Here is a 24622-nt window from a genome sequence, read left to right on the forward strand (position 1 = left end):
CCACTTTTACAAGCGGGCCGATTGTGATCAGTGGATCCGGTTAGAGGGTGAGACCGAGCTTTGCTACGACGTCGGCATAGCCTTTCATAGTGGCCTCGACTATTGAGTGCGCTGGCTGTACGTCTTTGATTAGATCTGCCACCTCGCCTGCCCAAATAGCCTTAGTACCGATGTCATCCTCTGCCAGGGCCTGTTCGTACTGAGGCCGCAACTGATCAATTGCGGCCGAGAACGCCTTTTCATTGCCTACCCATGACTCGGAAAAGTGGTTCGCAATTGCTCGCCCGCTGTACTCCGCGGGCCAGGATATTCCGCGCACGTCATCAAAGATGCGGGTTCTGACGGTATCGCTTGCGACGGCGTGGACCAGTCTGCTTTTCACCCGTTCTGAGGGGAGCGCTTCGTCGGACGCCAAGAACCGCGTTCCCATCATGACCCCGTCCATTCCGAGCGCCATCGCCGCGGCCATTCCCCGGCCGTCAGCTATCCCACCGGTTCCGATCAGGATTACATCCTCGCCCACAGCATCCCGGACTGCCGGGAATAAAGGCATGGAGGATCTGCGCAAGCTATGCCCCCCTGCTTCCGCACCCTGCACTATCAATGCATCGGCGCCGGCGTCGAGGGCGTAGAGCGCCTGGTCAACGTCATGCACCTGAACGATCACTTTCGCGTTCGCTTGATGAATGGGTTCGATAAATGGACGGACATCGCCAAAGGACAGGGCTACCACGTCCGGGCCATAATCCAACGCCAAATGCAGTAACTCGAAACGTTTCGCGACAGTGAACATGACAAGCCCGATGCCCCACGGCTTGTCCAAATTTTGCATGAGCGGCAACTGCTGAGCCATCCAGTCAGGGTCCCCGTAGCTTGCTCCCACCAGGCCAAGGCCACCTGCGTTTGAAACTGCTGCCGCCAACCGTCCTCCGGACGCTCCCCCCATGGGTGCGAGAACCAGTGGGTGCTGGATGCCCAGGAATGTTGTTAACGCTGAATGAATTGCGACCATAACTTCTTCCTTGATCGAATATTGATAGGCTTGGGCGGTACGCAGCGCCAAGCGCTGCGCACGCGGTTGCAGCTAGCCAACAGTTTCGAGGGCGGTGGCGGTGGCGGGGGTGATGTAGGTGGCGACGGTGTACAGGTGGTATTCCCAAGTACCCGTTTCTTTCAAGCGCGAGTAACGCGATAGAAATTCCTCGTCGGTGAAGAGCGATTCGAACTGCCCGCGATCACTCCACTGAGCTTGGTTGATGACCGTCTTACCGTCCGTACTCTTCATCAAACGGCTCCACTGGAAAGCGCTGTACGTTCTTGCGACGTAGTTGACCGTGTCTTCCAGAATTTTCACGGCGAGGTCCTGCGCGCCTTCTTGGACATGCACCACATTCACGAGGTAAACCGCGGTGTCGTCCGAAACAGATTGAGGGTCAAACAATTCCATTTTCATGGTTTATCTTCCAATAGTGAGTTACGAGCGTTTTAAGAGAAGACGGGAACTGATCCCGTTGGCATTCCGTCCTGCCAAAGCAATGGCGTGATGGCTTCGGCCACCACAACGTCGTCAACTTGACCGATGATTATTTCGTGGGTCCCGTAGCTCATGCGTTGAGCAACGGTGCAAAAAAGTGAGGCTTGTGCACTTCGCAGAAACGGCAGGCCGTTGGAATGCTGCCAGTCGGCAGTTTCGAATCGGGCCGGGCCGTTGACTGCCCCACCGAAGACTTTCACCAGATCCTCTTGGCCAACCCGCAACAGATTCACCGAGAACCTTCCATGGTCAATGAGAGGCCAGTACATGCTTGCGCCGTGGTTGATACAGACAAGGATGGACGAAGGGTCGGTGCATACCGACGTTACGGCGGTTGCAGCCATTCCAAAAGGAACGCCCTGATGTTCAGTCGCAATGAGGGTGACCGTGGAGGTCAGGCGACGCATCGCTTTCTTGAAGGCGTCAGTGATCGAACCCTTATCTGTGAAGGAATGCTGTTGCAGGGGCGCGCTTAAGGCGCTGGCACTGGCTAAGTACTCACTTGAAAGGCTCATTGGCTCAGCTCCGTTTCAACCTTTTCAGCAGCACCCAGCCAAGGCTGGTCATAGCGGTAGGTCTTCCGAGCGTCCTCAAGTGAAGACCCGGTTGTTATCGCCCCGATGATCTGCCGTTCGGTGTGCTCTACGGCGCACGCACGGCGAATGACCTCGGCAGCTATCTGCTGCGGAATAACAAGACAGCCGCTGCCATCGCAGACCATCAGGTCTCCTGGATTGACAGTGACGTCACCGATCTCAATCGGGACCTGCACTGCTTTTAGCTGTGTTCGGTTTTTTGCTGACTGCATGAACCGTCCGCGACTGAACAGGGGATAACCGAGCTTGACGACCGTATCGATATCCCTGGCCACTCCATCGATCACCGTCCCTTTGATGCCTCTCGCCACCGCGAAATGCGTCATGATATCGCCCCAGACAGTGCAGTCCTGGCGCCCCGCGTTGGAGCTAACGATCACTGCTCCGCGCGGGACCTGATCGATGTAATTAGCAGCATTTTTGAACCCGTGTGAATTCCCGACCGGTTCATACTGCACGGTAAAAGCGATGCCCACGCAGCGAGTTCCAGGCACTTGCGTGCCGATACCCAGCAGGCCACCAGGAACCTCCAGGCTATCCAAAGCGTCGGACAGAGACGCGGTGTCCAATCTTTCGCATTCGTCCAGCAAGGTTTGAGAGATTTCGGTCGACTCAAAGGGCTTCAACATGTGTTGCTCCCAGGTGTGAATTTGAGATGGGACGTTCCGTCGAGGTTAGCGCGGCCATAGAAACGCACTCGCCGATAATTGCCTCGCCAACCTGTGCCGTGGTGTGTGAGCCACCCATGTCATAGGTGCGCACAGTTGAACGCGAGACCCGGCTGACCGCAGCCGTGACGTACCGGGCTTCCTGCGGATAACCCAAATGCTCAAGCATGAGCGCGATGGCCATGAACATCGCGCTAGGATTGGCCTTGTTGAGCCCTGCATGCGCAGGGGCGCTCCCGTGAACCGGCTCGAAATATGCCCCCAGCTTTCCGAAGTTCCCACTCGGTGCGAAACCCAGACCACCCATAACGCCTGCACCGAGATCGGAGAGGATGTCTCCGAACATATTCTCGGCCACTACAACGGAGAAACGCTCTGGGCGCTGCACCATCCACAGCGCTACGGCATCCACATTTTCGATCACACCCTCAATGCCGGGATATCTCTGAGCTACACCTTCAAATACACGTCGGGCGAAGGCACTGCTGTGACGAAGTACCATGGGTTTGTCTACGAACGTGACCCGCTCGAATCCTTGGTTAGCCGCATATTCGAAAGCGTATTCGAAGATGCGCTCAAGCCCGCTGCGTGTCTGTAAACGCACTGAAATCGTCGCGTCCTCCTGGCCATCCCGGTGCCATGGCGCACCCAATGCCTCCCGTTCTTCCAGTAATGGCAAGAACGCATCAGGTATCCGGCCAAAATCCAGGCCGGCGTACAGCCCCTCAGTGTTTTCCCGGATGACGACGAAGCGGAATCGGTTTTCGCCTGTCATGTCAGTGACTGGCCGCACGTTTGCGTAAAGGTCCAGGTTCTGCCTGAGTTGGATCACAGGGCTGACATAACGGCGGTTTTGCCCCTGAAGGTGAGGGGGCAGCTCGGCTTCCGTTTCGGCAAGGGGTTTGCTCGTGATAGCGCCCAACAATGTGGCGTCACAATCACTGATTTTCTTCCAGGTTTCATCCGGGACGGTATTGCCTTCTCGCTTCCAGCATTCCCAACCAATGTCCCCAAACTCTAGATCGAAGGGCAGATTCAAAGCCTGAAGGACGGGCAGTGCGGCATTCATGACTTCAATGCCGATACCGTCACCGGGAAGGACACAAATACGCTTGCGAGTGTGGAAGTCGCTCATCCCGCTATCTCCTGTGCAATCTTGGTAGCGCTGCCGTAGATGTTCGCGATGGCTCTCGGAGCAAGGCGTGCGACCTGATCCTGCTGATGCATGATCTCGAGGGCACGATACTCGGACGTTAGCTGAAAGCGCTCGAGCGTTTCCTGCATACGTTTTGCACTGTCGAACGGGAAGTTGTACGCCCCCATAATGATGTCCAGGAGAGGACTTGGAATGTTATTGAATGGGATCGAAGCCGCTGTCAGGTTTGACAGTTCTAGAATTTTGACGAGGTCAAACCCATGGCTAGTGCCGATGCGTTCGAGATAAGCGACCAGCATACTTAGATGTAAGTTGCCGGCACCTTTCCCCATTCCACAAATGGAGGTGTCGATATATTCGGCACCTGATTCGATGGCGGCGGCAGCATTGGCCAAGGCCATCGAAAGATTGTTATGAGCGTGGAAACCCAATGGCACTGCAAGTCGATTAGAGAGGCGACTGATCAATCGCTCGACATCGCTCGGGAGCATATGCCCGTTAGAGTCAGCAAAACAAATGATGTCTGCTCCAGCACCTTCGGCTCGGACGGAAGTGTCAATCACGGCGCTGAGAGTCTGTGTCGTCACATGAGTGACATTGGCGCTGACACTGAAGCCGTAATCGCGAGCGAGTGAAAGAGTGGCAAGCCCTTCAGCCAACTGCTCTCGGCGCAAGCAGACTCGAATCATAGAGACGCCTTGCTCCTTTAGCATGGCGAAATCCTGATCACCAACGTTCTTTGGGTGGACCATCACCGCAAGCTCAATTCGACCACCTCCAGCATGGCGAACTTTCTCGATAAACTCAGCGCTTATATTGCTAGTGAGTCCATGCTCCGCTTTGGGCGCGAACGACCCTCTGCAGTAACCAACTTCACACAAATCAACGCCGGCCTCTGCCAAGCTTGATGTTATTACCAGGGCCTGTTCATCCGTGAAGTTGAAATTATTGCGATACCCACCGTCACGTAGCGTGACGTCGAGAACTTTTACTTTCCCCATGATAATCTCCTGCTTTTGATGGCAGTAACGAGGTGTGCACAATTTGAAGAAAGGCCACGAAATCCTAGTTGTTGTTTTTGTAAGAGATGGCCTTCATCAGCGTGTCCGAGCGGATCTGATTGCGCTTCGGTTTTTCGAAACACCTTTTAAGGTGCTCTCCATTGATCCTCGTCAATACAAGCAGGTTTGTAAATTCGCGATAATCACCGGTACCTGTGAATTTTTTCCCATGCCGGAGCCGATTCACCTGCAAATTTGCGCGCCTTCAGGTGATTGCTTTCAGTCACGGCTGAGGAAGCAGGTCTCAACGTAATCCATGGCGGCCTGGATTGAAGGGATCGCACGGAAGTCCTCGTGAACACCTAGCCAAACATCCACCATCAGCGGGTCCGCAAGCTCAAGCTTGCACAGCTGTGAGTGATGTCCTACTGCGAAGCTGGGCAGCAGCGCAATCCCTACACCCGCCTCTGCTGCCCGAACCTGCAGATCAACCGTTTTCGCCTTGAGGACGCATGGGCGATGTCCGACAATTTTTTTGAGCCAGTCGTTCTGAGGAAGTGTCATAGCTTCGGTTTCATAACCGATAAACTCGTATTGCTCTGGACGGCGGTCCTGAAGATAGGTCTTTGCACCGTAGAATGAAAATGATGCAGAACCTATTCGCCGGGCAACAATGCCTATCTGGCGGGGCTTCGCAAAGCGGATGCACAAATGTGTTTGGCAAGTTGATAGCGACGAATACTGATTATCCCCTAGCAGGCGCAAAACTATGCTCGGGTGTTTAGCTCGGAAGCGCCCAAGGTTTGGTATAAGCTTTTCAGAAGTCACGGACGGTGGGGCACTAATCGTAACTTCGGCAATTTGTAGGGTCTGGGCGGCGGCGGCGGCCAGTCGCTCAATAGCTTCCGTCTGAGTTTCTATTTGTGATCCGATTTCTGCGAGTTTGCGTCCGTCGGCCGTAAGTTCGTAGAGTCGCTTCCGTCGATCAACTAATTTTACGTTCAGGGATTTCTCAAGGGACGCGATACGTCGAGACACTGTTGCGTGCTCAACGCCCAAAATTCGCGCCGCACCGCTCAAGGAGCTAACTTGTGAAAACGTCACGAAGTAGCGAAGATCTTCCCAGTTAAAATGGGGTGCGCTCTGGCTAAAGATGGCAGGCTCAGCATTCGAAGCAGTTCTATTCCTGGTTGCCAGCGACATTTAGTATTCCCTATTTAAATAGCAACGGTAAAAACCCTAGACCGCTGAAAGCAGCCGACCCATAGTAATTATCCAATGAAGCTCAGCGATATCTAAGCATCGATTCGCATCCAATGAGCAGGCTGGAGTCCGTCGTGATCTTAGGTCTTTGCGCGTGGTCGATGTGTACCGGGAATGTCGGATCATACAGGACAGAAACGTCCGGTATTCTGCCTCTTGCGGCATGTTTTTGGGTTGTATATTCGACCGAGATCCACGCTAGCGTAGTGTGACGTGGGCTTTGCTTCCCCTGGTGAGGCGGCTATGTCACTGCGTAATCTGAATGGTCCCCGGAATGGCGCGATCAGAATATAAACATGAATCGAGAGGCTTTGAGCCATTGACCTTAAGACGAATAAGTTAAGGGTATACGATGTTCCAAGTATGTTGTTCTACTTGTTCGTTGATCCTGCTATTGAAGGTACGATTCTTGACTGAGTTGTTCATAAGGCTCCTGTGGACGATCGGAAAGGCGAATTGATGTGATGGGTTGAAAGTAATTGCTTATAGTTACAATTGGAGGAGGGGCACTGCTAAATCGAATGAAAGAGTTTATTAAGTGCTGAAAATTTTCTACTTATTGGATTTTTTATCGTTGTACTGTGCGAGTGTTGAGTCGCACCGAACGCGGGATTATCCCATTGCAGTGCACCCCATACACTGTTGGCTGAGTCGCGACCGAAACCCCGCACTTGAGATTTTCCAGAGGATTACCTTAGGCGAAACTCATTTCTCTCATTCAAAGATAGAAGCTTTTAAACTTTCTGTTCAGATCCAGACTTAATCAAAAAAGAGTACGGCTTCAAAAAATTTATAGAAGTGCCCCGCACGATACAACCTCCATCTGCATTTGCTTGATCTCCAAGCGCTTGCGGCGCGCATCGGCGAGGCCAATGACGGGGTAGCTGCCGAACGAGGTCGGTCCTTCCCGTCCGTCAGGTTCGACGTAACGGAGCCGCCAGCCTTTGTGGCCATTGGGTTGGACTAGAAGGTAGAGGCCGTCGCCGTCGAAAAGCTTTCAGGCGCGGTCGGTGGGCTTGGTTGAGCGGCAAGCCGAATCAGAGAGTGGGGCAGTGGTGCGCGACATAAGGGTACTCCCTTTTATCGAAGTGACCTTTACCCCAAACTCTACCCTTAAACCGGTTGGAATCCACCAGGATTCACCGGAGTCTGACGGAGCGCTAAAACGAAAAAACCCGCCAGAAGGCGGGTTTTTCGGGGTTCCAGAGATTTTGAAAGCCTTCTCTGAAACCTTGTATGGTGCCGGCACCAGGAGTCGAACCCGGGACCTACTGATTACAAGTCAGTTGCTCTACCAACTGAGCTATACCGGCGTGTTAGGGCGACGATTATAGCGATTGGGATGGTTCTGTAAACCCCTGAATTCAGACTATTTTTACGCAGGCTTCAAGTCAGGCGCGAAGGAGGGTTTTCTTGAGTTTCTGAAGGGCTTTCCAGGTTCGGCTGTTTTGCATCGCGCGCAACTGCGCTTCGGCCTGTTCGGCGCGTTGCAGGGCGGCGGCGAGCTGGTGTTCGGCGTCGCTGACGGGGTGGCTGAAGTTGTGGCCTTTGCAGAACTGGAACTCGTCCAGGTTGCAGGGTGGGATGTCGAAGGCGGGTTTGAGGTTCAAATGTTCGTTGGCGAGGTAATAGGTGTTGATGCCGTCGAACAGGATGGAGTGGTAGCCGGCGTCGGTGACGAGGGTTTCCCAGGCCTGGTCGCGGTCCCATGGGGTTTCGATGAGGATCACCCACGGCCGCCATTGGGTGAAGTCCATGGCGCGCAGGACGGTTTCTTCGTGGCCTTCGACGTCGATTTTCAGAAAGTGAATCTCGCGGCCCTGGGCGTGTTCTTCGCAGATGGAGGTCAGGGTGCGGGATTTGACGGTTTGGCTGCGCACATCCATGCCGGCGTCTTTGTGCATTTGCGCCATGGCGGGGTCGAGGGTGGAGAGGCCGGTGCCGGCGATGCCATAGAAGGTCAGGTCGTCGGCGCTTTCACCGGCCACGCATTGCAGGTTGGTGTCTTTGGGGCGCTCTTGGGACAAGGCGTCGTAATAATTGGGCATCGGTTCGACGTTGATGCCGGTCCAGCCAAGGTCATAGAAGGCTTTGGTCACGGAGTCGTGTGAGGGGTGGTTGGCGCCGACGTCGATGTAGAAGCCGTTTTCAACGGTTTTGAGGGCGCGCCACAGGCGTATGTCTTCGAAATTCTGTGCGTAAGAAATGAACGTCACTGTGGCTTCCTGTCTGTCGGAGATTTCTTGTTCGTGGGCGCACTGTCGGCGCTCTTGTCTGCCTGTATATCAAGGGTGATCGCAACGCGCAATTTTCCGCCGAACGCGACCGGGATCCGGCGGTTATGTCTTTTGATCGAATGCTTATGCACAACGGGCGTACTCGGAAGTGACGCTCATGACTTTTTTGCGGACCCGTTCTCATTTGTACGCAAATGCCTGTTTTTCTCGGTTTTTTATCATGTGTACGAAAATCGAACAGTAGCCTTTCACCCCTGAAACAGGCGCTTATATTGGATCCACGATAATTTCATCAACAGAGTTATCCACAGGCTGAGGGTTTTTAGGGGCGTTCCGCCAGGAGCAGCAAATTGCGCGGCGTGAGCGGGGTTTCGCAGAAGGTGCCTAGGCGAACGCTGTAGCCCTGATCGGCAAGGAAAAGTGCCCGATCGAGTACCAGCCAAAGCTCCAGCGGGCGTCGGAAAAGGCCGCGCAGCAGCTCCAGATTGCGTACTTCGGCGAGTCGCTGCCAGCTGGCGGCTTCGAGTGCGGACCAATCTTGCGGGCCTATTGTGGATAACTCTTTCAGTGCGGCCAAATGATGGCAGTAATCGGCGAAGGATTTGTCCAGCCAGGCACTCGGCAGGGAAGGAGTTGGCAGGTAGTCGTCAACACCGCGCAGTTGCCGTTGCAGCAAATCGAAACCAAGACGCCGGGCCATCGAGGTGTCACGCTGACGCCGGACGCGAGCACCGGCGGTGACGGTTTCGCTCATTGGCAGCGAGAGATCATCGAGTGAGAGTTGTAGGTCGGATCGCATACCGTCGGAGGAAAGCGGCTGATACGCAGGAAGGCTGGTCCGGTTATAGCAGCACGGTGCAATGGCCAGTTGTTCACAGCCTGCCGCACTGGCGAGCTGCATCAACCGCACATGTAAATCACCGCAAGCATGCAGCGCGACGGGTGTGTGATCGGCGTTCAATAAAGAAGCTGCGTCAGGCGCAAGCACATCCTGTTCGACATACAGCGCATGCATGTGATGACGCTGGCTGAGCGCCTGGCCGCTGGCAACCAGCGCCGGGTCGTATTCCAGGCACATCACTTGTTGTCCGTGTTGCAGCAAACGCCGACCCAAGTGGCCTTTGCCTGAGCACCAATCCAGCCAATGCTTGGACGGCGAGGCAAACGACAAGCAACTGGCGAACGCTTCAATCTGCTGCCACTTGCGCCCGGGCACGTCGACATTCAAACGATGCCCTGCCGCTTCCAGCGCATGCACGGGCAACTCACCCACCGAACTCAGCTCAAAGGACCGCGCCGCCAACGAAGCAAACGGCTCCGGCGCATCCAGCAAACCAGGTTGGTTATGACTGCTTTCCGCTTCCTCTAGCGACCGTCCGCGTAGCCAAATCGCCAGTTCCGGGTAGGACGCTTCCCAAGGAAGCTGCAGATGAGTAAACGGACGAGGTTTCCACAACGCCTGATGCTCAATCAGAAAAGCATCCAGCGTCGCGAAACGGGCGAGCAAGGCGTCGCCCGTCAACACGCAGGAATCAGCGTCCTTGGCAGGCATCGACGCGCAGCCAGCGCTCCAGCAGCTTGAAGCCACGAACCAGCACGTAAGCCATCAGCAGGTAGAACATGCCCGCGGCGAAGAAGATCTCCACCGGCAGGTAGGTCCGGGCAATGATGGTGCGAGCCATGCCGGTCAGTTCCAGCAGGGTCACGGTGCTGGCCAGGGCACTGGCCTTGAGCATCAGGATCACTTCGTTGCTGTAGGCCGGCAGGCCGATTCGCGCAGCACGGGGCAGGATGATGTAGAACAGCGCTTTTGGCTTGGACATGCCCAGCGCGCGCGCCGCTTCGATCTCGCCCGGCGGAATCGCCTGAATCGCGCCGCGCAGGATCTCGGCGATGTAGGCCGCTGTGTGCAACGTCATGGTCGCCGTGGCACACCAGAACGGATCGCGCAGGTACGGCCACATCGCGCTGTTACGGACCGCGTCGAACTGCGCCAGGCCGTAGTAGACCAGGAACAGCTGAACCAGCAACGGCGTGCCACGGAAAAAGAAGATGTAGCCGTAGGGGAATGCCCGCACGTACCAGAGGCGCGACGAGCGAGCGATGCCCAGCGGAATTGCCAGCAGCAACCCGGCGATGACGGCGATGGCCACCAGCTCAAGGGTCAGTGTTGCGCCCTGAGCCAGTTTCGGCAGCCACTTGATGATGACTTCCCAGTTCATTGCGTGCTCCTCGCGAAGCCGCGAGCGGCGCGTTTTTCCATGAAGTACATGCCGGTCATGGCGAGAATCGTCAGGCCCAGGTACATGAACGCGGCCACCATATAGAAGGTGAACGGCTGTTTGGACACGGTCACGCCGATTTGCGCGTGTCGCATGATTTCTTCCAGGCCGATCACCGACACCAAGGCCGTGTCCTTCATCAGGATCATGAACAGGTTGCCCAGGCCGGGCAGGGCGATGCGCCACATCTGCGGCATGATCAACCGGGTGAAGATGCGAAACTTCGACAGGCCCAGCGCCACGCCGGCTTCACGATGACCTTTGGGGATCGCCAGAATCGCACCACGAAACACTTCCGTGGCGTAGGCGCCGAAGCACAACCCCAGCGCGATCACGCCGGCGGCGAAGGCATTCAGTTCGAGGTCGGGATTGCCGAAGAACTCACCCAGGGCACGCATCAGGTTGACCGTACCGAAGTAGATCAACAGCACCCAGAGCAATTCCGGGATGCCGCGAACCAGCGTCGAATAAGTGCCGCCAAGCCATTGCAACGGCTTGTACGGGGAAGTCTTGGCCAAGGCGCCGAGCAGACCGAGCACCAGCCCCAGGCACAGGGCCGAGAGTGCCAGTTTCACAGTCATCAGCGCGCCAGCGGCGAGCGCCGGGCCGAATCCGTAGAGATCGATAGTCATGGATTTCTTTTCAATTTGCAGCAGGCAATGCCAGGGACTGGCGCCATCAGGGAACGGCGCCAGTCAGGCAAGTCAGAATCAATAGATGCTGAACGGGAAGTACTTGTCGTTGATCTTCTTGTAAGTACCGTCCTCGACGATTTCCTTCAGGGCAAGGTTCAGCTTCGCGCGCAGGGTGTCGCCTTTACGTACAGCGATACCGATCTTGTCGCTTTCTTCCACCGGGTCGCCCTTGAATTCATACGAACGACCGGCGTCGCTTTTCAGCCACTCGTAGTTGACGTACTTGTCCGCCAGGATGCCGTCCAGACGACCGGAGGTCAGGTCCAGATAAGCGTTTTCCTGGGTGTCGTAGAGTTTGACTTCAACGCCTTCCATGTTGTCTTCCATCCAGGTGCCGGCGAGGGTCGCACGTTGTGCGCCGATCACTTTGCCTTGCAGGGAAGCCTTGTCGGTTTTGAAGTCGACGTCTTTCTTGGCGATGAATTGCAGTTTGTTGGAGTAGTACGGGTCGGTGAAGTCCACCGCTTGCTTGCGCTCGTCGGTGATCGACATTGAGGAGATCAGGAAGTCGAATTTCTTGGCGTTCAGGGCCGGGATGATACCGTCCCAGTCGGACGTGACCACGGTGCAGTCGACTTTCATCTTGGCGCACAGGGCATCGCCGATTTCCTTGTCGAAGCCGACGACATTGCCACTGGCATCTTTGTTGTTGAACGGCGGGTAGGCCGCTTCGATGCCCATCTTCAGGGTTTCGGCCATGGCACCGGCGCTGAAGGCCAGGGTGACGGCGGCTGCCAGGAAGACCTTTTTGTAGTTCTGCATGCGGGTAGCTCCGTTAGCGGTTGCTGGACATGAATTGTTTGCAGCGCGCCGAAAGCGGGTTTTCGAACACCTGCTGTGGCGATCCTTGCTCTTCTACCAGGCCCTGGTGGAGGAACACCACTTCGCTGGAAACCTGACGGGCGAAGCCCATCTCATGGGTGACCAGCAGCATGGTGCGGCCTTCTTCGGCCAATGCTCGGATGACATTAAGTACTTCCTGAACCATTTCCGGGTCAAGGGCGGAGGTGGGTTCGTCGAACAGGATCACCTTGGGCTGCATCGCCAACGTGCGAGCGATGGCCGCGCGCTGTTGCTGACCGCCGGAGAGTTGCGCGGGGTAGGCGTGGCGTTTGTCAGCGATGCCGACCTTGGCCAGCAGGGCTTCGGCGACTTCGATGGCTTCGGCTTTGCTTTGACCGAGCACCCGGCGCGGGGCCTCGATGATGTTGTCGAGCACGCTCATGTGCGGCCACAGATTAAAGTTTTGAAACACAAAACCGATCTCGCTGCGCAGGCGATTGATCTGCTTGCCGTCGGCTGCGACCAGTTCGCCGTTTTTCGCGGCTTTGAGCTTGAGTTCTTCGCCGGCCACCAGGATCTGACCCTTATGCGGGTTTTCCAACAGGTTGATGCAACGAAGGAATGTGGACTTGCCGGAACCGGAAGAACCCAGGATCGAGATCACGTCGCCGTCGCGGGCGGTCAGCGAGATGCCTTTGAGCACCTCAAGCTGGCCGTAGCGTTTGTGCAAGTTGCGGATTTCAAGCGCGGGTGTGGCCTCAGCCATGTGCATTCCTCATAGTATTTCGCTCCTGCTGTTGGCGGCCTTCCTGGCGAGGCGGCCAAGCTAGCATAGCGTTCGAACGGCAGCCAACAGCACTACGGGCGGTAAACGGGTGGCATGTGGCAGGTTGTCGCATCGGTGCAGCAGACTGTCGCGCTGCTATCAACCGAACAGCCGTTTGAACCAGCTGCCCCGCGGGTGTCGTGTAAAAAAGGGCGCGATGTTGCCAGCTTTGACGGGGTGTTGGAAGCGCTAACCGGCCAAACGTTCCTGATCTGCACTTTTATTGTGCATCGGCTCATTTATGGGGGTGTTTCCGGTGCGCTGTTTCGTTCCTGAAGTGGGTCGCAGGGTAACGCTCTGGCGAATTGCCATTAATCTCAATGACTTGCGATGACTGTCCGGTCACGCCACAGGCCCCGTGCTTGAGGAGGCTGAAACATTTTGGCGCAATTATTGCGTGCAGAATTCGGAACGCCCTGTTGGTTTCTTTTTACGAGAAGGAACGCCAGACGGGATGGATGCAAATCGCTTTCCCTTACAAAGGTAGTTTCAATGAGCAGTACCCCAAGCTCCAATGGCCTCGAACAGGGGCTCAAACCGCGTCATGTGACCATGTTGTCGATCGCCGGGGTTATCGGCGCCGGCCTGTTCGTCGGCTCCGGCCACGCCATCGCCGCCGCAGGTCCGGCTGTTCTGCTGGCTTACGCCGCCGCCGGTGCTCTGGTGGTGCTGGTCATGCGCATGCTTGGCGAGATGGCCGTCGCGTCGCCAGATACAGGTTCCTTCTCGACATACGCCGATCGCGCGATCGGTCACTGGGCCGGTTTCACCATCGGCTGGTTGTACTGGTGGTTCTGGGTGTTGGTGATCCCGCTGGAGGCCAACGCCGCCGCGACCATCCTGCATGCCTGGTTTCCCAACATCGCTATCTGGGCCTTCACCCTGGTCATTACTTTGCTGCTGACAGTGACCAACCTGTTCAGCGTAAAGAACTACGGTGAGTTCGAGTTCTGGTTCGCCCTGGTCAAAGTCATCGCGATCATCGGCTTCATTGGCCTCGGCATCATGGCGATCTTCGGCTTTCTGCCGAACAGCCAGGTCAGCGGCGTTTCGCATCTGTTCGACACCCAGGGCTTCCTGCCAAACGGCATGGGCGCGGTACTGGGCGCCATTCTGACTACCATGTTTTCCTTCATGGGCACCGAGATCGTGACCATCGCGGCCGCCGAATCGAAGAACCCAGGCCAGCAAATCTCCAAGGCCACCAACTCGGTGATCTGGCGGATTGGCTTGTTCTACCTCGTGTCGATCTTCATCGTTGTGGCCCTGGTGCCATGGAACGACCCGGTATTGGCCGCAGTCGGCTCCTACCAGACCGTGCTTGAGCGCATGGGCATCCCGAATGCCAAGCTGATCGTCGACATCGTGGTACTCGTTGCTGTGACCAGTTGCTTGAACTCGGCGCTGTACACCGCATCGCGCATGATGTTCTCCCTGGGCAAACGCGGCGATGCACCGGCCGTTTCCCAGCGCACCAACAAAAGCGGCACGCCGTACTGGGCCGTCATGTTGTCCACTGGCGCAGCCTTCCTCGCCGTGTTCGCCAACTACGTGGCTCCGGCCGCGGTGTTCGACTTCCTGCTGGCCAGCTCCGGCGCCATCGCGCTGCTGGTGTACCTGGTGATCGCAATTTCGCAACTGCGTATGCGCAAACAGCGTATGGCTCGCGGTGAAAAAATCGCCTTCAGCATGTGGCTGTTTCCGGGCCTGACCTACGCGGTGATCATCTTCATTGTCGTGGCCCTGACCATCATGCTGTTCCAGGACGCCCATCGCGTGGAAATCCTCGCGACCGGTCTGCTGAGCTTGTTGGTCGTGGCTGCTGGCTTGTTTGTGGCGCGCCGTCGTCGCAACGAGAAGTTGATCGCAGCCGCAGCGCGCTGAGTCTTCTGACTCCAGCTCAAACGCTGTTGAAACACAGAAACGACCGCCATCAGAAATGATCGCGGTCGTTTTTGCTTTCATTCAGGCGAGTGATCGAGCCGCTATCTGATGGACACGATGATGGCGAGATAGTAGCCTTCTTGTCGAATATGTATCTCGCTGTTGCGAGATGCGATGGAGTTTCAGGACATGGATTGTTCGACGCCCCCAGCCTTCCTGGCTAAAGCCCCCCGACCCTTTCTTGCCTGTTCCCTCATCTGACGTCAGTCACGGATGCGTTTGCGTGTGCTTGCCGTTTAAAAGAGCTGCATGGAGATAGCCCGGCCATTCAGCCAACCCATTGGGGCATCAAGGAGACAGGCATGGCGTTTACATCGGTTGTGTTCAAAAACCCTAACACCGGTGCCATGAAAGAAGCGCCGATCGGCTTCTCGTGGACCGTGTTTTTCTTTGGCTTTTTCCCGGCATTGTTCCGTGGTGATTTCAAGTGGGCTGCGATCATGTTCGTCGTGGCCTGCTTCACGTTCAGCCTCAGCAACCTGGTCTTCATGTTCATCTACAACAAGCTGTACGTGCAGGACCTGATCGCTGCCGGTTACAAGGCTCAATCCATCGCCAAAGGCGAACTGAGCTATGCCAGCGCCAAGATCGGCTTTGAAATTCCGCGTCTGGAAGGTGCTGCTGCCTGATTGTTGTTTTTCAGGCTTGCAAAAAACGGCCGCTGTCAGTGATGACAAGCGGCCGTTTTTGCATTCGAGGGCGAGTGGTTATTCGCCCTTTTCTTCCTGCGCATCCAGCGACTGACGATAGCTATCCAGCGCATCGCCAAAATCAGTGATGAACTGCGGATCGGTCAGCCAGGCCTGTGCGGCATCGCGGTCCATGCCGTCGGCCCACATGCGGTAGTCGATCAGCATGTCGGCGGCCAGGTGAGTAGCGGCCATGGCTTCGTTGTCGGCGTTTTCCATGTCCAGCAGTTCTGGATGGTCGCTGATGATTTCGGCGAGGTTCGACAGCAGGGTCAGCAGCATGTCGTTACGGCTGGTGGCTTCCGCGTCGCGCATTTTGCTGAACATCGCCAGGGTGTACTCAGGGATCGGCTCGCCGATTTCGCCCAAGTCATCGTCCAGCGCGGCGGGTTTTCGGCCGTGAATGTTGATTTGCTTGGCTTTGATCTTGGCGCGTTTGGCGCGTTTTTGCTGCTTGTTCAGGGATGCCATGGGAACTCAGTTCGGTTTCTGTTGGTTTTGGGCTGCGATGGCTTCGGAAGCCGCCACGTAATCAACCTGGAAGGCTGGGGACTCGATCCAGGCCAAGGCGCCGGCTTCGTCGACTTCGGTGGACCATTGGCGATATTCGATCAGCGCGCCAATGATGAAGTCTGTAGCTGTTTCTTCGCCTTCTTGCACCAGCACCAGCGCGAGCAGCGGGTGTTCGAGGAAAGCTGCACACATGGCTTGTTGGCTGATTTTTTCGGCATCGATCATTTCTTTGAACAGGTCGGTGAGGTCAACCGATTCAAAATCGATGCGATCGTCGTTCGGGTCCAGCTCGACCGGCGCGGCGGCCCGCTGGGTGCGGTTCTGCTTGGCCTTGGCTTTCGCGCGGGTGGCGCGTTTGTTCTGCTTGTTGGCGGATGCCATGGGTGTCGTTCCGTAATTCGATGAGAGGGGCGGGTCGATCAGTTGCGTGGCACTCGCCACCCGGGTGTATCGGGGGCCAGTTCGCCGGTCTGCAACCAGGACAATGCAATGGGCCATAGTGTGGCTTGGTATGCGCTACGAAAAAAGGCGAAATGTCCGACTTCTTCTTCGCCGATGTCTTCGGGGGCGATTCGCAGATGGGTGTTTGTGCTGCCGGTGAAGTAGCCAAGCAGGCGTTCAATGGCCGCGATCGTACCGTAAGGATCATCGCTGATGCTGATGGCCAGGGTTTTTGCGGTGACTGAGGAAAAGGGAAGCTGACCGTTTTTTGCGTGCATGAGGCGACCGCTGGGCCGTGTTTCGTAGCGCGCAGTGGGCGTGCTCCAGTCGCGAACCACACCGGCGGGCGTGTCCTCCAGCCAGCCGAGACGTTTCCCGGGGAAGTAGCCGTACAGCAGGGTCATCAACGGCATCACCACATGCCATTTGCCAAACATCCGCCAGCGATGGGCGGGCGCATAGTCGCGCCAGTAAGCGAATTGCGCGCCGACCGTCACCAAGTGCCGAATCAAATGCCCCGACGCTCCCAGGCCCGCTGCACAGCCTCCAAAGCTATGGCCGACTACGTCGATGGGTTGGCCGGGGAATTCGCGCTGAGCGCGGTTCAGCATCGCCTCGAAGTCCAGCGCGCCCCAATCGGACCATGAAGCCTCCAACCCTTTCAGCGACGTCGGGCGCGACTCGCCGATGCCGCGGTAGTCATAGGTGATGACATCGAAATCGTTGGCGAACAGGTAGTCGGCGAAGCGCGAATAGTGCCGGCAACGAACCGAGGTGGCCGCGTTGATGATAACCACCGGGCGCGCGCTGTCCTGAGAGGCGTGCTTCCAAGTGAAGCCGCCGAGGATGAAGCCGTCTGCGGCGGGCTCCTTGAACGGTTCGCCAGCAGTGTCGGTGGTCAGCGACAATTCGATTTGAGTCGGTGCCAGTGAAGGCATGTCCTGCAGATTCATCGACGTTTGGCCTTTTCGGGTAGTTGCCGACGATAGTCTTCGTGCGGCCAGTGGACAATCCATCTGTGTTTATAGGCGGATTTGATCGAGCAGGCGCTCTTCTATTGCCGCCCGTTCCCGGTCCAGTTCAGCGCGAAGTTCGTCTTCGCTTGGCAGCACTAGTTTGTATTTGCTGGCGAACAGTTGTTCGTTCCCCTGTAATACTGAGTAACGCACCACTGACTCGTTTTTTTGAGCGCAAAGAATGATGCCAACGGTCGGACCGTCTGTGTCTTTGCGCTTAAGGTCGTCGTACATGCGTACATACATGTCCATCTGTCCGACATCCTGATGGGTTAATTCGCCGCGCTTCAGGTCGAAGATGACAAAGCAATTCAGCAAGTAGTTGTAGAACACCAGATCAATATAGAAGTCTCTGCCCTTCGGTGCTTATTCGCTGTTGTCGAGCGATAAAGGCAAAACCCTTTCCCAGCTCAAGCAGGAAGCCCTGATGTTGCTCGATGAGTGCTTGTTCAAGCTCGGTCTCCAGTATCACCCCGGTATCGGGCAAACCAAGAAACTCCAGCATCACGGGATCTCTGACGAACTCTCTGGGATTGTCGTTCATCGCCTGGATATTCGTAATGGCTTCCGTCATGACGGCAGATTTGTCCTGACTCATAAGCAGGCGTTCGTAGTAGAGAGTGCTGATCTGGCGTTCCAGAGCGCGGCTTGACCAGTTTTGGTTGGCAGCTTCGTCCATGTACCACTTGCGTGCCATGTCACTGTCGACTCGTAGCAACCTGCGATAGTGGGTCCAGCTCAATTCGAGACGCAGTGCGTCTCGAATTGGAAACGCCTGATAAAACAGTCGCATTTTCCGTAAGTTGGTTTCATCGAACCCCTTCCCAAACTCCGATGTCAGCACCATCGCCAGCGTTGCGAGCAATTGCTTCCCATATGCCGCCCGTCGTGCCCCCTCCTGCTCAAACTCGACAATGTGCCGTCCAATCTGCCAGCACGTTTGCACCTGAACGGTATCGACCGCTCGCAGCACCTTCTGGCGCGCCTGACGAATCAGTTCGCCAAGGTTGCCTACGAGAGAGGCGAGTTGTGGGTCTTGAGTGTTTTCGGTTTTGACAATGCTCATGAAGTCTTCCGCGGCTGGAGGAACAGGCGAAAGAGAATGACAAGAGAGGGCAGGGCGAAGATGCAGGGCGCGTCTGGGAAGCCAGAAGGAAATGCCGGATTCGTTTTGCAGGAGCATGCCGACGGCAGCACAGACAGGAGAATACAAGGCGTAGTCCATTTCGCGGTGAGCTCAAGACCGAATCAATCTAAAACTTGGCCGTCGCCCGGGAAATCAAAAGTGAAGGACCAGGAGGGCGCTGTGGAGCCCAGGAGTCGTCATCATGAAGTCCATCCATTTCCTAATGATGCCCATCGCCACCGTCGGTGTGCTGATGTTTTCTGCAATGTCAGTTGCCGCCAGCCTCGAGCCCGTCGACAGTTCAGGCGTGCAGATTCAGCGGCAGGAACAGAACGGGATTTCCTACTTGTCCGGCGGTATTGGCGAGGATGAGGCGAAGGCCATTCAGCAAACGGCCGGCTACAACCTGCACATGACCTTTTCCATTGGGCCGGAGGGCAAATATGTACCGGATGTTGAATTGGTGATTCAGAGTGTTCAAGGTCGATCAGTGCTGACACTCAGTCAGGCCGGGCCTCTGGTGTATGTCCAGTTACCGGCTGGCAAGTACACCGTGGTCGCCACTCGTAATGGTGAGGAAAAGCGCGACACGACAGATGTCGGCAGCGCTGGCGTGCGTAATCTGGTGTTCAACTGGAAGGGTGATGAGTGACAGTGGCAGTCTGTCGAGACTGCCCCTCGCCAGTTGATCAGGCTTGCGTCGTCTGGCCGCGCAGGATCAGTTGTTTGCGCTGCTCTTCAGGCAAGTCGTTGATGCAGTAATTTACGTAGAAAATGTTCAGGAAGAAGGTATAGAACCCGTTCATGCGCAGGTCGATTTTGTGCTCGTTGAGGGCGTATTCCGACAGCGCATTTTTTGCCTTGAAGGCCCATACGACGTACAGCGCGTTCAATGCGATCAGCAGAATGCCGGAAAGTGAGTCGAACAACACGTCGCCCAGGTTCGACAACATGCCGCTCCAGCCAAGGCAGACGGCGATCCAAACAACGTAAGTGTCGTCGACCACTTTGATTTTCGTCGTTTCGTTGATCTTCTGGTTGCTCTTGTACAACCACAACAGCAAGTAGATGCCGGCGGTCGCAATCGACAGCAGGACCATGTTCAAGGTTTTGGTGTTGATCTTGTCTTTCAGTTCATTGATGTCGGACATAACTGTTCCATGTTCAGGGCTTTCGAGAAGGGGGCGTGCCTGGAAAGCTGTCGTCGAGCAGGGGGAGGGCAGTGTTTTGCGGGGAGGGGTAAAAAGCACGCACTCCTTGCGCTGTCTCTATCCTGTATCGACTGATTCGGATGCGGGAGCATCGGGATCAATGTTGGCTTTATTCCATGCACGCGCAAAATCATAGCACGGTGCCATCATCGTGCCCGAGTAGTAAAGCGTGATTGTTTTTCGGCATCTGCGCTGCGGTGGGCTGTCGTTATCAAATCCCAGGCATAAAAAAACCCTGAATCTTGCGATTCAGGGTTTTCGGTATTTGGTGCCCAGAGACGGAATCGAACCGCCGACACGGGGATTTTCAATCCCCTGCTCTACCGACTGAGCTATCTGGGCAACGGGGCGCATTAAACGGGTTTTTCAGGGGGTCGTCAAGCAAGTCTTCAAAAAATATTTAATTATTACCGTCGCTTACGATCCGACCCCCGAGAAAGCAGGATTATTCAGCTGGCGGAACGTAGCCGTCAGCCTTGGCGTATTCCTCGCCGGAAAAGAACTTGTCCATCTCGCCCTGAAGGTATTTGCGGTCTTCGGCGTTCATCATGTTCAGGCGTTTTTCGTTGATCAGCAGGGTCTGGTGTTTTTGCCAGTCGGCCCAGGCCTTGGCCGAGACGTGGTCAAAAATGTCCTGACCTTTTGCGCCCGGGAATGGAGCGCGCTCCAGGGCGGGCAATTCTTCTTTGTACTTGCGGCACATGATGGTGCGGGTCATGACAACTCTCCTGCGTTCAATACGGCGGCCGCGCGTTCGAGCAAGGTTTTGACCGGGGCGGCAAGGCCCAGGCGCGGCGGGGTGGCGAGGTTATACCAGAGCCAGTCGGCCTCGGCCACGTGATGGCCGGCCTCCTGGACCTGAACCAGCCAGGGTTCGATGGACAACTGAAAATGGCTGAAGGTGTGCACCAAGCTCGGCAGCGCTTGTTGCGTGCCCAGTTCCAGGGAGTGCTGCGTGGCCAGGTGTTGCAGGTCGTCGAGGTCGTCGAGTTCCGGCAGGCTCCAGAGACCGCCCCACAAGCCCGTGGAAGGGCGGCGGTAAAGCAGAATCGCGCCTTCGCCGTTGGCGAGCATCGGCATCAACGTGCGCTTCTGTGGCACGGCTTTGCGCGGCTTTGGGATCGGGTAGCGGGTTTCCAGGCCGAGCATGTGGGCTTCGCAGCCCTTTTCCAGCGGACACAGCAGGCAGCTCGGTTTGCTGCGGGTACAAAGTGTGGCGCCCAGATCCATCATCGCCTGGGTGTAGGCGTTGACCCGATCATGGGGCGTAAAGCGCTCAGCGTTCGCCCACAGCTGTTTGGCGACTTTCGGCTCCCCCGGATAACCCTCTTGCGCAGTAAAGCGCGCCAGGACCCGTTTGACGTTGCCGTCGAGGATCGGCGCCCGCAGGCCCATGCTCAGGCTGGCGATGGCGCCGGCCGTGGACAGGCCGATGCCCGGTAAGTCGACAAGCTTCTCGACATCCCGCGGAAACTCGCCGCCGTACTCGGCCACGACAATCTTCGCGGTCTTCTGCAGATTGCGCGCGCGGGTGTAGTAACCGAGGCCGGTCCACAGGTGCAGCACTTCGTCTTCCGGCGCAGCGGCCAGGGCTTCGACCGTCGGTAGCGAGGCCATAAAGCGGTCGAAGTAATTCAGCACGGTGCTGACCTGGGTTTGCTGCAACATGATTTCCGAGACCCACACCCGATACGGCGTGATGCCTTGTTGCCAAGGCAAATCGTGGCGGCCGTGGCGGTCGTACCAGTCCAGCACCGCCGATGAAAACTGCTCGGCTCTCATCGCTTGAACAGCCCCTTCAGCGCGTTTTTCAGTTCAGGGCTGACCTTGTCGCCAAGCTTCTCGTCGATTTTTTCACTGATTTTTTCGCCCGCCAGTTTGGTGGCGACCTGGCCCATGCGTTCGTTATCGAGGCGGCAAGCCTTGGCGCCCAGTTCCAGCGGGCCACGGCAGCGCAGCGGCCACTCGATGCCGATGAACTTCTCGCCTACCTGGCAGGCCGGGTCCGGCATGTCGCTCTTGTCGCCTTCGACGATCACGCCCACGCGGTAATCCATGCCCAGCACCCGCAAGTCGACGTCGCCGTCACCGTTGACGGTCATGCCAGGGATGCGCACTTTCAGGTCCGGGTTGCTGGCCACGCCGTTACGGAAGGTCAGGTTGCCCTTGAGCTCCTGGAATGGCGTGTCCTTGCCCCGTGGCTCGCCGCTAAGGGATTTGCGGTTCAGGGTGGCGATGCCTTTGCACAGCTGTTGCTCGAGATTGGCATTTAGCAGCACGCCGTTGTTGATGACGATACTGGCGTTGCCGTTGAGGGTGTCGATCAGTGCTTGTTGGCTATTGCCGCTCCCGGCCAGCGCACTGTTGAGTGTCACCAGACCTTTGACCGGTGGATTCTTCCCTTGGCTTTCGAGGATTTTTTCCACAGGCACTTTGGTGATGCTCGTCTGCATGCTCAGCGCCGGCACTTCCTGGCGCACGTCCAGGATGCCCTTGGCTTCGAAGTTGCCGCCGTAGAGGTCGCCGCGCAGGTTCTGGAGGGTCAGCAGGCCGCCCTGGCCGTTGGCCTTGAGTGCTGCGTTCTGGATCGGCAGTTTGTCGAGGGTCAGCAGGCCGAAGGTCAGGTCCGCGTCCACGTCGAGTTTGCTCAGGCGTTCTACCGGCAACAGGCGTTCAGTGCTCCACGCGGTTTTGGTCGGTGCGTTCGGCAGCGGTGTACTGCCGGCGCCCGCCATGGCATCGGCTTCGGTGCTGGCGACTTCGGCCTGACGCACTTGTGTCGCGCTATTGGCCTCGGCGGATTTTGGTGGCAGATAACGATCGGCGTTGAAGGTGTCAGCCTTGAGGGTCGCGCGCAGCGATTGCTTGGCGAAGTCCTCGACGGCGATGCGGCCGCTGAAGCTGCTGTCATCGACTTTCAGGTTGATGTTGTCGAACGACACGCTGGTCGGCGTGCCCGCTAGACGGCTGACCAGCTCGACTTTGCTCAGGCTGCCTTCCGCCATGGCCGGGAGTTTCTGGCCGATGCTGTCGACGAATTTCGCCAGGTCAAACTGAGCAATCGAAATACCGCCGCTGATTTGCGGCGTCTTGTCGAGGTCGTTGACCTTCAGTTCGCCCAGTGCGCGCAGTTGGTTGGCGGAGATCTTGATGCCGGTCCATTCGGCGACGTTCGCGGCTTTATCCAGCAGCAACTGGCCTTGGGCGGCGAAGGTCATGGTTTTGCCTTGCAGCGGATCGCCGGCGACTTCACCGGAGAGTTTCATGTCTTCGAATTTGTAGCGCTGCAATGCGCGTTCAAAACGCAACTCGCCATTCAGCTCGGTGCGCACCCGCAGGACCGGTTGGTTGGTGCCGAGGAACGCAGTGAGTTTGACCGGAATGTTGGTCGAATCGTGGACCGGGCCGGTGCTCAGCTGGATGCTTTCGGCGCTGAACTGCTTGCCGGTCTTCTCGTCGCTGTATTCAACGCGGGCGTTGTTGACGGTCAGGCTGTCGATGTCCAGGCGAATCGGCTGGGCCGGTTTTTCCACCTGAGCGGTGGTTTCCGGCGCGGGTGCAGGTTCGCCAGGAGTGGCTGGAGGGGTGGCCGGGGTGGCTGGCGCCGGGACTTTGCCAATGTCTTCCCAGTTGCCGTGGCCATCCTTGTCGCGGTTCAGGCGCAGGTTCAGGCCTTCGACGCGCACATCACTCATCTGCACTTCGCGGCGCAGCAGCGGCAGCACGCGCACTGACAGGCCGAGCATCTGCAAGTCGGCGAACGGCTCGGTGGGCTTGGCCAGGGTCGCGACACTGGCATCGTGCAATTCCAGGCCCAGCCACGGGAACAGGCTCCAGCCGATATCGCCATTGAGCGTCAGCTCGATGTGGGCCTTGTCGCGGGCAATCTGGCGAATCTCGTTTTTATAGTCGTTGGGATCAAAGAGGTGGGTCAGGGCAAAGCCCAGCGCCACAATGATCAGCAACAGCCCGAGAAGTACCAGACCCAGGATTTTGCCGAACGCTTTCATGGGCGAGTCCTTGTAGTTAGTCGAATTCGAAATTTAGCCGGGGAGTATAGCGCTCCGAAGCGGACGACCGGTCAGCGATCACGCCGGCAGTACATCCAGCGGCACTTTCAGCTTGGCGGCCAGGGCCTGTGCTTGGAGATGCCCGGCAGGCGCCAGCAAGCGCAATGTCGCGCCCGACTGCGACGCCATTTTCTGCGCTTCGTTCACCAGGCGCTCGGCAACGCCACGACGACGGGTAATTTTTCGTACGCATATTTGGGACAAGTGCCAAATATCAGACTGGCGCTGCAAGCGAGCCGCCCCAAGCAGCCGATCATTGAAGCGTCCGGCGATCATAGTGCCATCGCCCAGGCAGCCTTCAATCAGCTGTACATCCCCTGAATACGGGGCGAACAGCCAGTCCGGGGCGTCGCGGTAAATTTTTTGCAGGTCTTGCTGATCCTGGTAAGTGGCTTCGTGCAGCAGCTCGACAATGATCGGCATGGCGGTTCCTTCAGTGGTACGAGAACGGACGACTTACATAAAGGTGATATCACTTTGGTTTTTCTGTCACGTACAGATGGTAACCTCTGCCAGTTCGTCCGTCCTTCTGCGACGTGATGTCGCACCAAAATGGAGCTTCACCTGAAAA

Annotated in this window: 24 protein-coding genes, 2 tRNA genes and 2 pseudogenes; 3 read left to right on the forward strand and 25 right to left on the reverse strand. The window is 56.9% G+C overall.

Annotated features, from left to right (window positions below; genetic code table 11):
• Nucleotides 1-40 precede the first annotated feature (40 nt).
• From ACYZTM_RS16850 to ACYZTM_RS16920, 15 genes and pseudogenes are all read right to left on the reverse strand, one after another.
• Nucleotides 41-1012, reverse strand: coding sequence for an NAD(P)H-dependent flavin oxidoreductase (locus tag ACYZTM_RS16850; protein ID WP_131061317.1), 972 nt, complete (start codon nt 1010-1012; stop codon nt 41-43).
• A gap of 72 nt (nt 1013-1084) precedes the next feature.
• Nucleotides 1085-1453, reverse strand: a complete 369-nt coding sequence (locus ACYZTM_RS16855) for an antibiotic biosynthesis monooxygenase (RefSeq protein ID WP_131061290.1) — start codon at nt 1451-1453, stop codon at nt 1085-1087.
• Between the two features lie 32 nt (nt 1454-1485).
• Nucleotides 1486-2049: a flavin reductase family protein gene (locus ACYZTM_RS16860; RefSeq protein ID WP_461983576.1), complete on the reverse strand. Its 564-nt coding sequence runs from the start codon at nt 2047-2049 to the stop codon at nt 1486-1488.
• Nucleotides 2046-2759 carry an RraA family protein gene (locus ACYZTM_RS16865; RefSeq protein WP_131061288.1) on the reverse strand — a complete coding sequence of 238 codons (714 nt, stop codon included), beginning with the start codon at nt 2757-2759 and terminating at the stop codon, nt 2046-2048. Before ACYZTM_RS16865 ends, ACYZTM_RS16860 begins: the two co-directional genes overlap by 4 nt.
• Nucleotides 2743-3933 carry an isocitrate/isopropylmalate dehydrogenase family protein gene (locus tag ACYZTM_RS16870; RefSeq protein ID WP_131061287.1) on the reverse strand — a complete coding sequence of 397 codons (1191 nt, stop codon included), beginning with the start codon at nt 3931-3933 and terminating at the stop codon, nt 2743-2745. The genes ACYZTM_RS16865 and ACYZTM_RS16870 overlap by 17 nt, the downstream gene beginning before the upstream one ends.
• Nucleotides 3930-4955 (reverse strand): beta/alpha barrel domain-containing protein, encoded by a 1026-nt coding sequence (locus ACYZTM_RS16875; protein WP_131061286.1) that lies wholly within the window; start codon nt 4953-4955, stop codon nt 3930-3932. Before ACYZTM_RS16875 ends, ACYZTM_RS16870 begins: the two co-directional genes overlap by 4 nt.
• Nucleotides 4956-5234: 279 nt before the next feature.
• Complete coding sequence (locus ACYZTM_RS16880; protein WP_131061285.1) at nt 5235-6158, reverse strand: LysR family transcriptional regulator; 924 nt, start codon at nt 6156-6158, stop codon at nt 5235-5237.
• Between the two features lie 886 nt (nt 6159-7044).
• Nucleotides 7045-7284: pseudogene (locus ACYZTM_RS16885) on the reverse strand (Arm DNA-binding domain-containing protein); the annotation flags it as partial.
• 171 nt (nt 7285-7455) lie between these two features.
• Nucleotides 7456-7531 (reverse strand) — tRNA-Thr (locus ACYZTM_RS16890).
• A 78-nt stretch (nt 7532-7609) separates the two neighbouring features.
• Nucleotides 7610-8434, reverse strand: coding sequence for an FkbM family methyltransferase (locus tag ACYZTM_RS16895; protein WP_461983580.1), 825 nt, complete (start codon nt 8432-8434; stop codon nt 7610-7612).
• Between the two features lie 343 nt (nt 8435-8777).
• On the reverse strand, nt 8778-10007 hold the full coding sequence (locus ACYZTM_RS16900; RefSeq protein ID WP_461983582.1) for a methyltransferase: 1230 nt from the start codon (nt 10005-10007) through the stop codon (nt 8778-8780).
• Nucleotides 9988-10677 (reverse strand): ABC transporter permease, encoded by a 690-nt coding sequence (locus ACYZTM_RS16905; protein ID WP_131061282.1) that lies wholly within the window; start codon nt 10675-10677, stop codon nt 9988-9990. The genes ACYZTM_RS16900 and ACYZTM_RS16905 overlap by 20 nt, the downstream gene beginning before the upstream one ends.
• A complete protein-coding gene (locus ACYZTM_RS16910) occupies nt 10674-11369 on the reverse strand; it encodes an ABC transporter permease (protein ID WP_010464638.1) in 696 nt (231 codons plus the stop codon). The genes ACYZTM_RS16905 and ACYZTM_RS16910 overlap by 4 nt, the downstream gene beginning before the upstream one ends.
• Nucleotides 11370-11447: 78 nt before the next feature.
• Nucleotides 11448-12194: an ABC transporter substrate-binding protein gene (locus ACYZTM_RS16915; protein WP_131061281.1), complete on the reverse strand. Its 747-nt coding sequence runs from the start codon at nt 12192-12194 to the stop codon at nt 11448-11450.
• A 13-nt stretch (nt 12195-12207) separates the two neighbouring features.
• On the reverse strand, nt 12208-12981 hold the full coding sequence (locus ACYZTM_RS16920) for an ABC transporter ATP-binding protein (RefSeq protein WP_461983585.1): 774 nt from the start codon (nt 12979-12981) through the stop codon (nt 12208-12210).
• 552 nt (nt 12982-13533) lie between these two features.
• Here ACYZTM_RS16920 and gabP point away from each other — a divergent pair.
• Together gabP and ACYZTM_RS16930 are read left to right on the forward strand one after the other, a co-directional pair.
• Nucleotides 13534-14925, forward strand: a complete 1392-nt coding sequence (gene gabP / locus ACYZTM_RS16925) for a GABA permease (RefSeq protein ID WP_461983587.1) — start codon at nt 13534-13536, stop codon at nt 14923-14925.
• Between the two features lie 362 nt (nt 14926-15287).
• Entirely contained in the window at nt 15288-15614 is a 327-nt protein-coding gene (locus tag ACYZTM_RS16930; protein ID WP_131061279.1) for a hypothetical protein, read from the forward strand.
• Between the two features lie 78 nt (nt 15615-15692).
• Here ACYZTM_RS16930 and ACYZTM_RS16935 read toward each other — a convergent pair whose 3' ends face one another.
• From ACYZTM_RS16935 to ACYZTM_RS16950, 4 genes and pseudogenes are all read right to left on the reverse strand, one after another.
• Nucleotides 15693-16145, reverse strand: coding sequence for a hypothetical protein (locus ACYZTM_RS16935; RefSeq protein ID WP_131061278.1), 453 nt, complete (start codon nt 16143-16145; stop codon nt 15693-15695).
• A gap of 6 nt (nt 16146-16151) precedes the next feature.
• Nucleotides 16152-16568, reverse strand: a complete 417-nt coding sequence (locus ACYZTM_RS16940) for a hypothetical protein (RefSeq protein WP_131061277.1) — start codon at nt 16566-16568, stop codon at nt 16152-16154.
• A gap of 38 nt (nt 16569-16606) precedes the next feature.
• The gene (locus tag ACYZTM_RS16945; protein WP_461983590.1) at nt 16607-17581 is read right to left on the reverse strand and encodes an alpha/beta hydrolase family protein; all 975 of its coding nucleotides are present in this window, start codon (nt 17579-17581) and stop codon (nt 16607-16609) included.
• Nucleotides 17582-17650: 69 nt separating this feature from the next.
• Nucleotides 17651-18710: pseudogene (locus ACYZTM_RS16950) on the reverse strand (PDDEXK nuclease domain-containing protein).
• A 262-nt stretch (nt 18711-18972) separates the two neighbouring features.
• Between ACYZTM_RS16950 and ACYZTM_RS16955 the strand changes: the two are divergent.
• Nucleotides 18973-19422 (forward strand): carboxypeptidase regulatory-like domain-containing protein, encoded by a 450-nt coding sequence (locus ACYZTM_RS16955; protein ID WP_461983592.1) that lies wholly within the window; start codon nt 18973-18975, stop codon nt 19420-19422.
• 37 nt (nt 19423-19459) lie between these two features.
• Here the strand turns inward: ACYZTM_RS16955 and ACYZTM_RS16960 are convergent, their stop codons facing one another.
• The 6 genes from ACYZTM_RS16960 to ACYZTM_RS16985 all read right to left on the reverse strand — a co-directional run bounded on the left by ACYZTM_RS16960 (nt 19460) and on the right by ACYZTM_RS16985 (nt 24474).
• Entirely contained in the window at nt 19460-19921 is a 462-nt protein-coding gene (locus ACYZTM_RS16960) for a DUF4234 domain-containing protein (RefSeq protein ID WP_131061274.1), read from the reverse strand.
• Nucleotides 19922-20247: 326 nt separating this feature from the next.
• Nucleotides 20248-20323 (reverse strand) — tRNA-Phe (locus tag ACYZTM_RS16965).
• Nucleotides 20324-20426: 103 nt separating this feature from the next.
• A complete protein-coding gene (locus tag ACYZTM_RS16970) occupies nt 20427-20699 on the reverse strand; it encodes an oxidative damage protection protein (RefSeq protein WP_008149405.1) in 273 nt (90 codons plus the stop codon).
• Nucleotides 20696-21763: an A/G-specific adenine glycosylase gene (gene mutY, locus ACYZTM_RS16975; RefSeq protein ID WP_461983595.1), complete on the reverse strand. Its 1068-nt coding sequence runs from the start codon at nt 21761-21763 to the stop codon at nt 20696-20698. Before mutY ends, ACYZTM_RS16970 begins: the two co-directional genes overlap by 4 nt.
• Entirely contained in the window at nt 21760-23991 is a 2232-nt protein-coding gene (locus tag ACYZTM_RS16980; protein ID WP_461983597.1) for an AsmA family protein, read from the reverse strand. The genes mutY and ACYZTM_RS16980 overlap by 4 nt, the downstream gene beginning before the upstream one ends.
• Before the next feature lie 78 nt (nt 23992-24069).
• Nucleotides 24070-24474, reverse strand: coding sequence for an acetyl-CoA sensor PanZ family protein (locus tag ACYZTM_RS16985; RefSeq protein WP_131061271.1), 405 nt, complete (start codon nt 24472-24474; stop codon nt 24070-24072).
• Nucleotides 24475-24622: the final 148 nt, after the last annotated feature.

The sequence above is a fragment of the Pseudomonas sp. MDT2-39-1 genome (assembly GCF_054898085.1).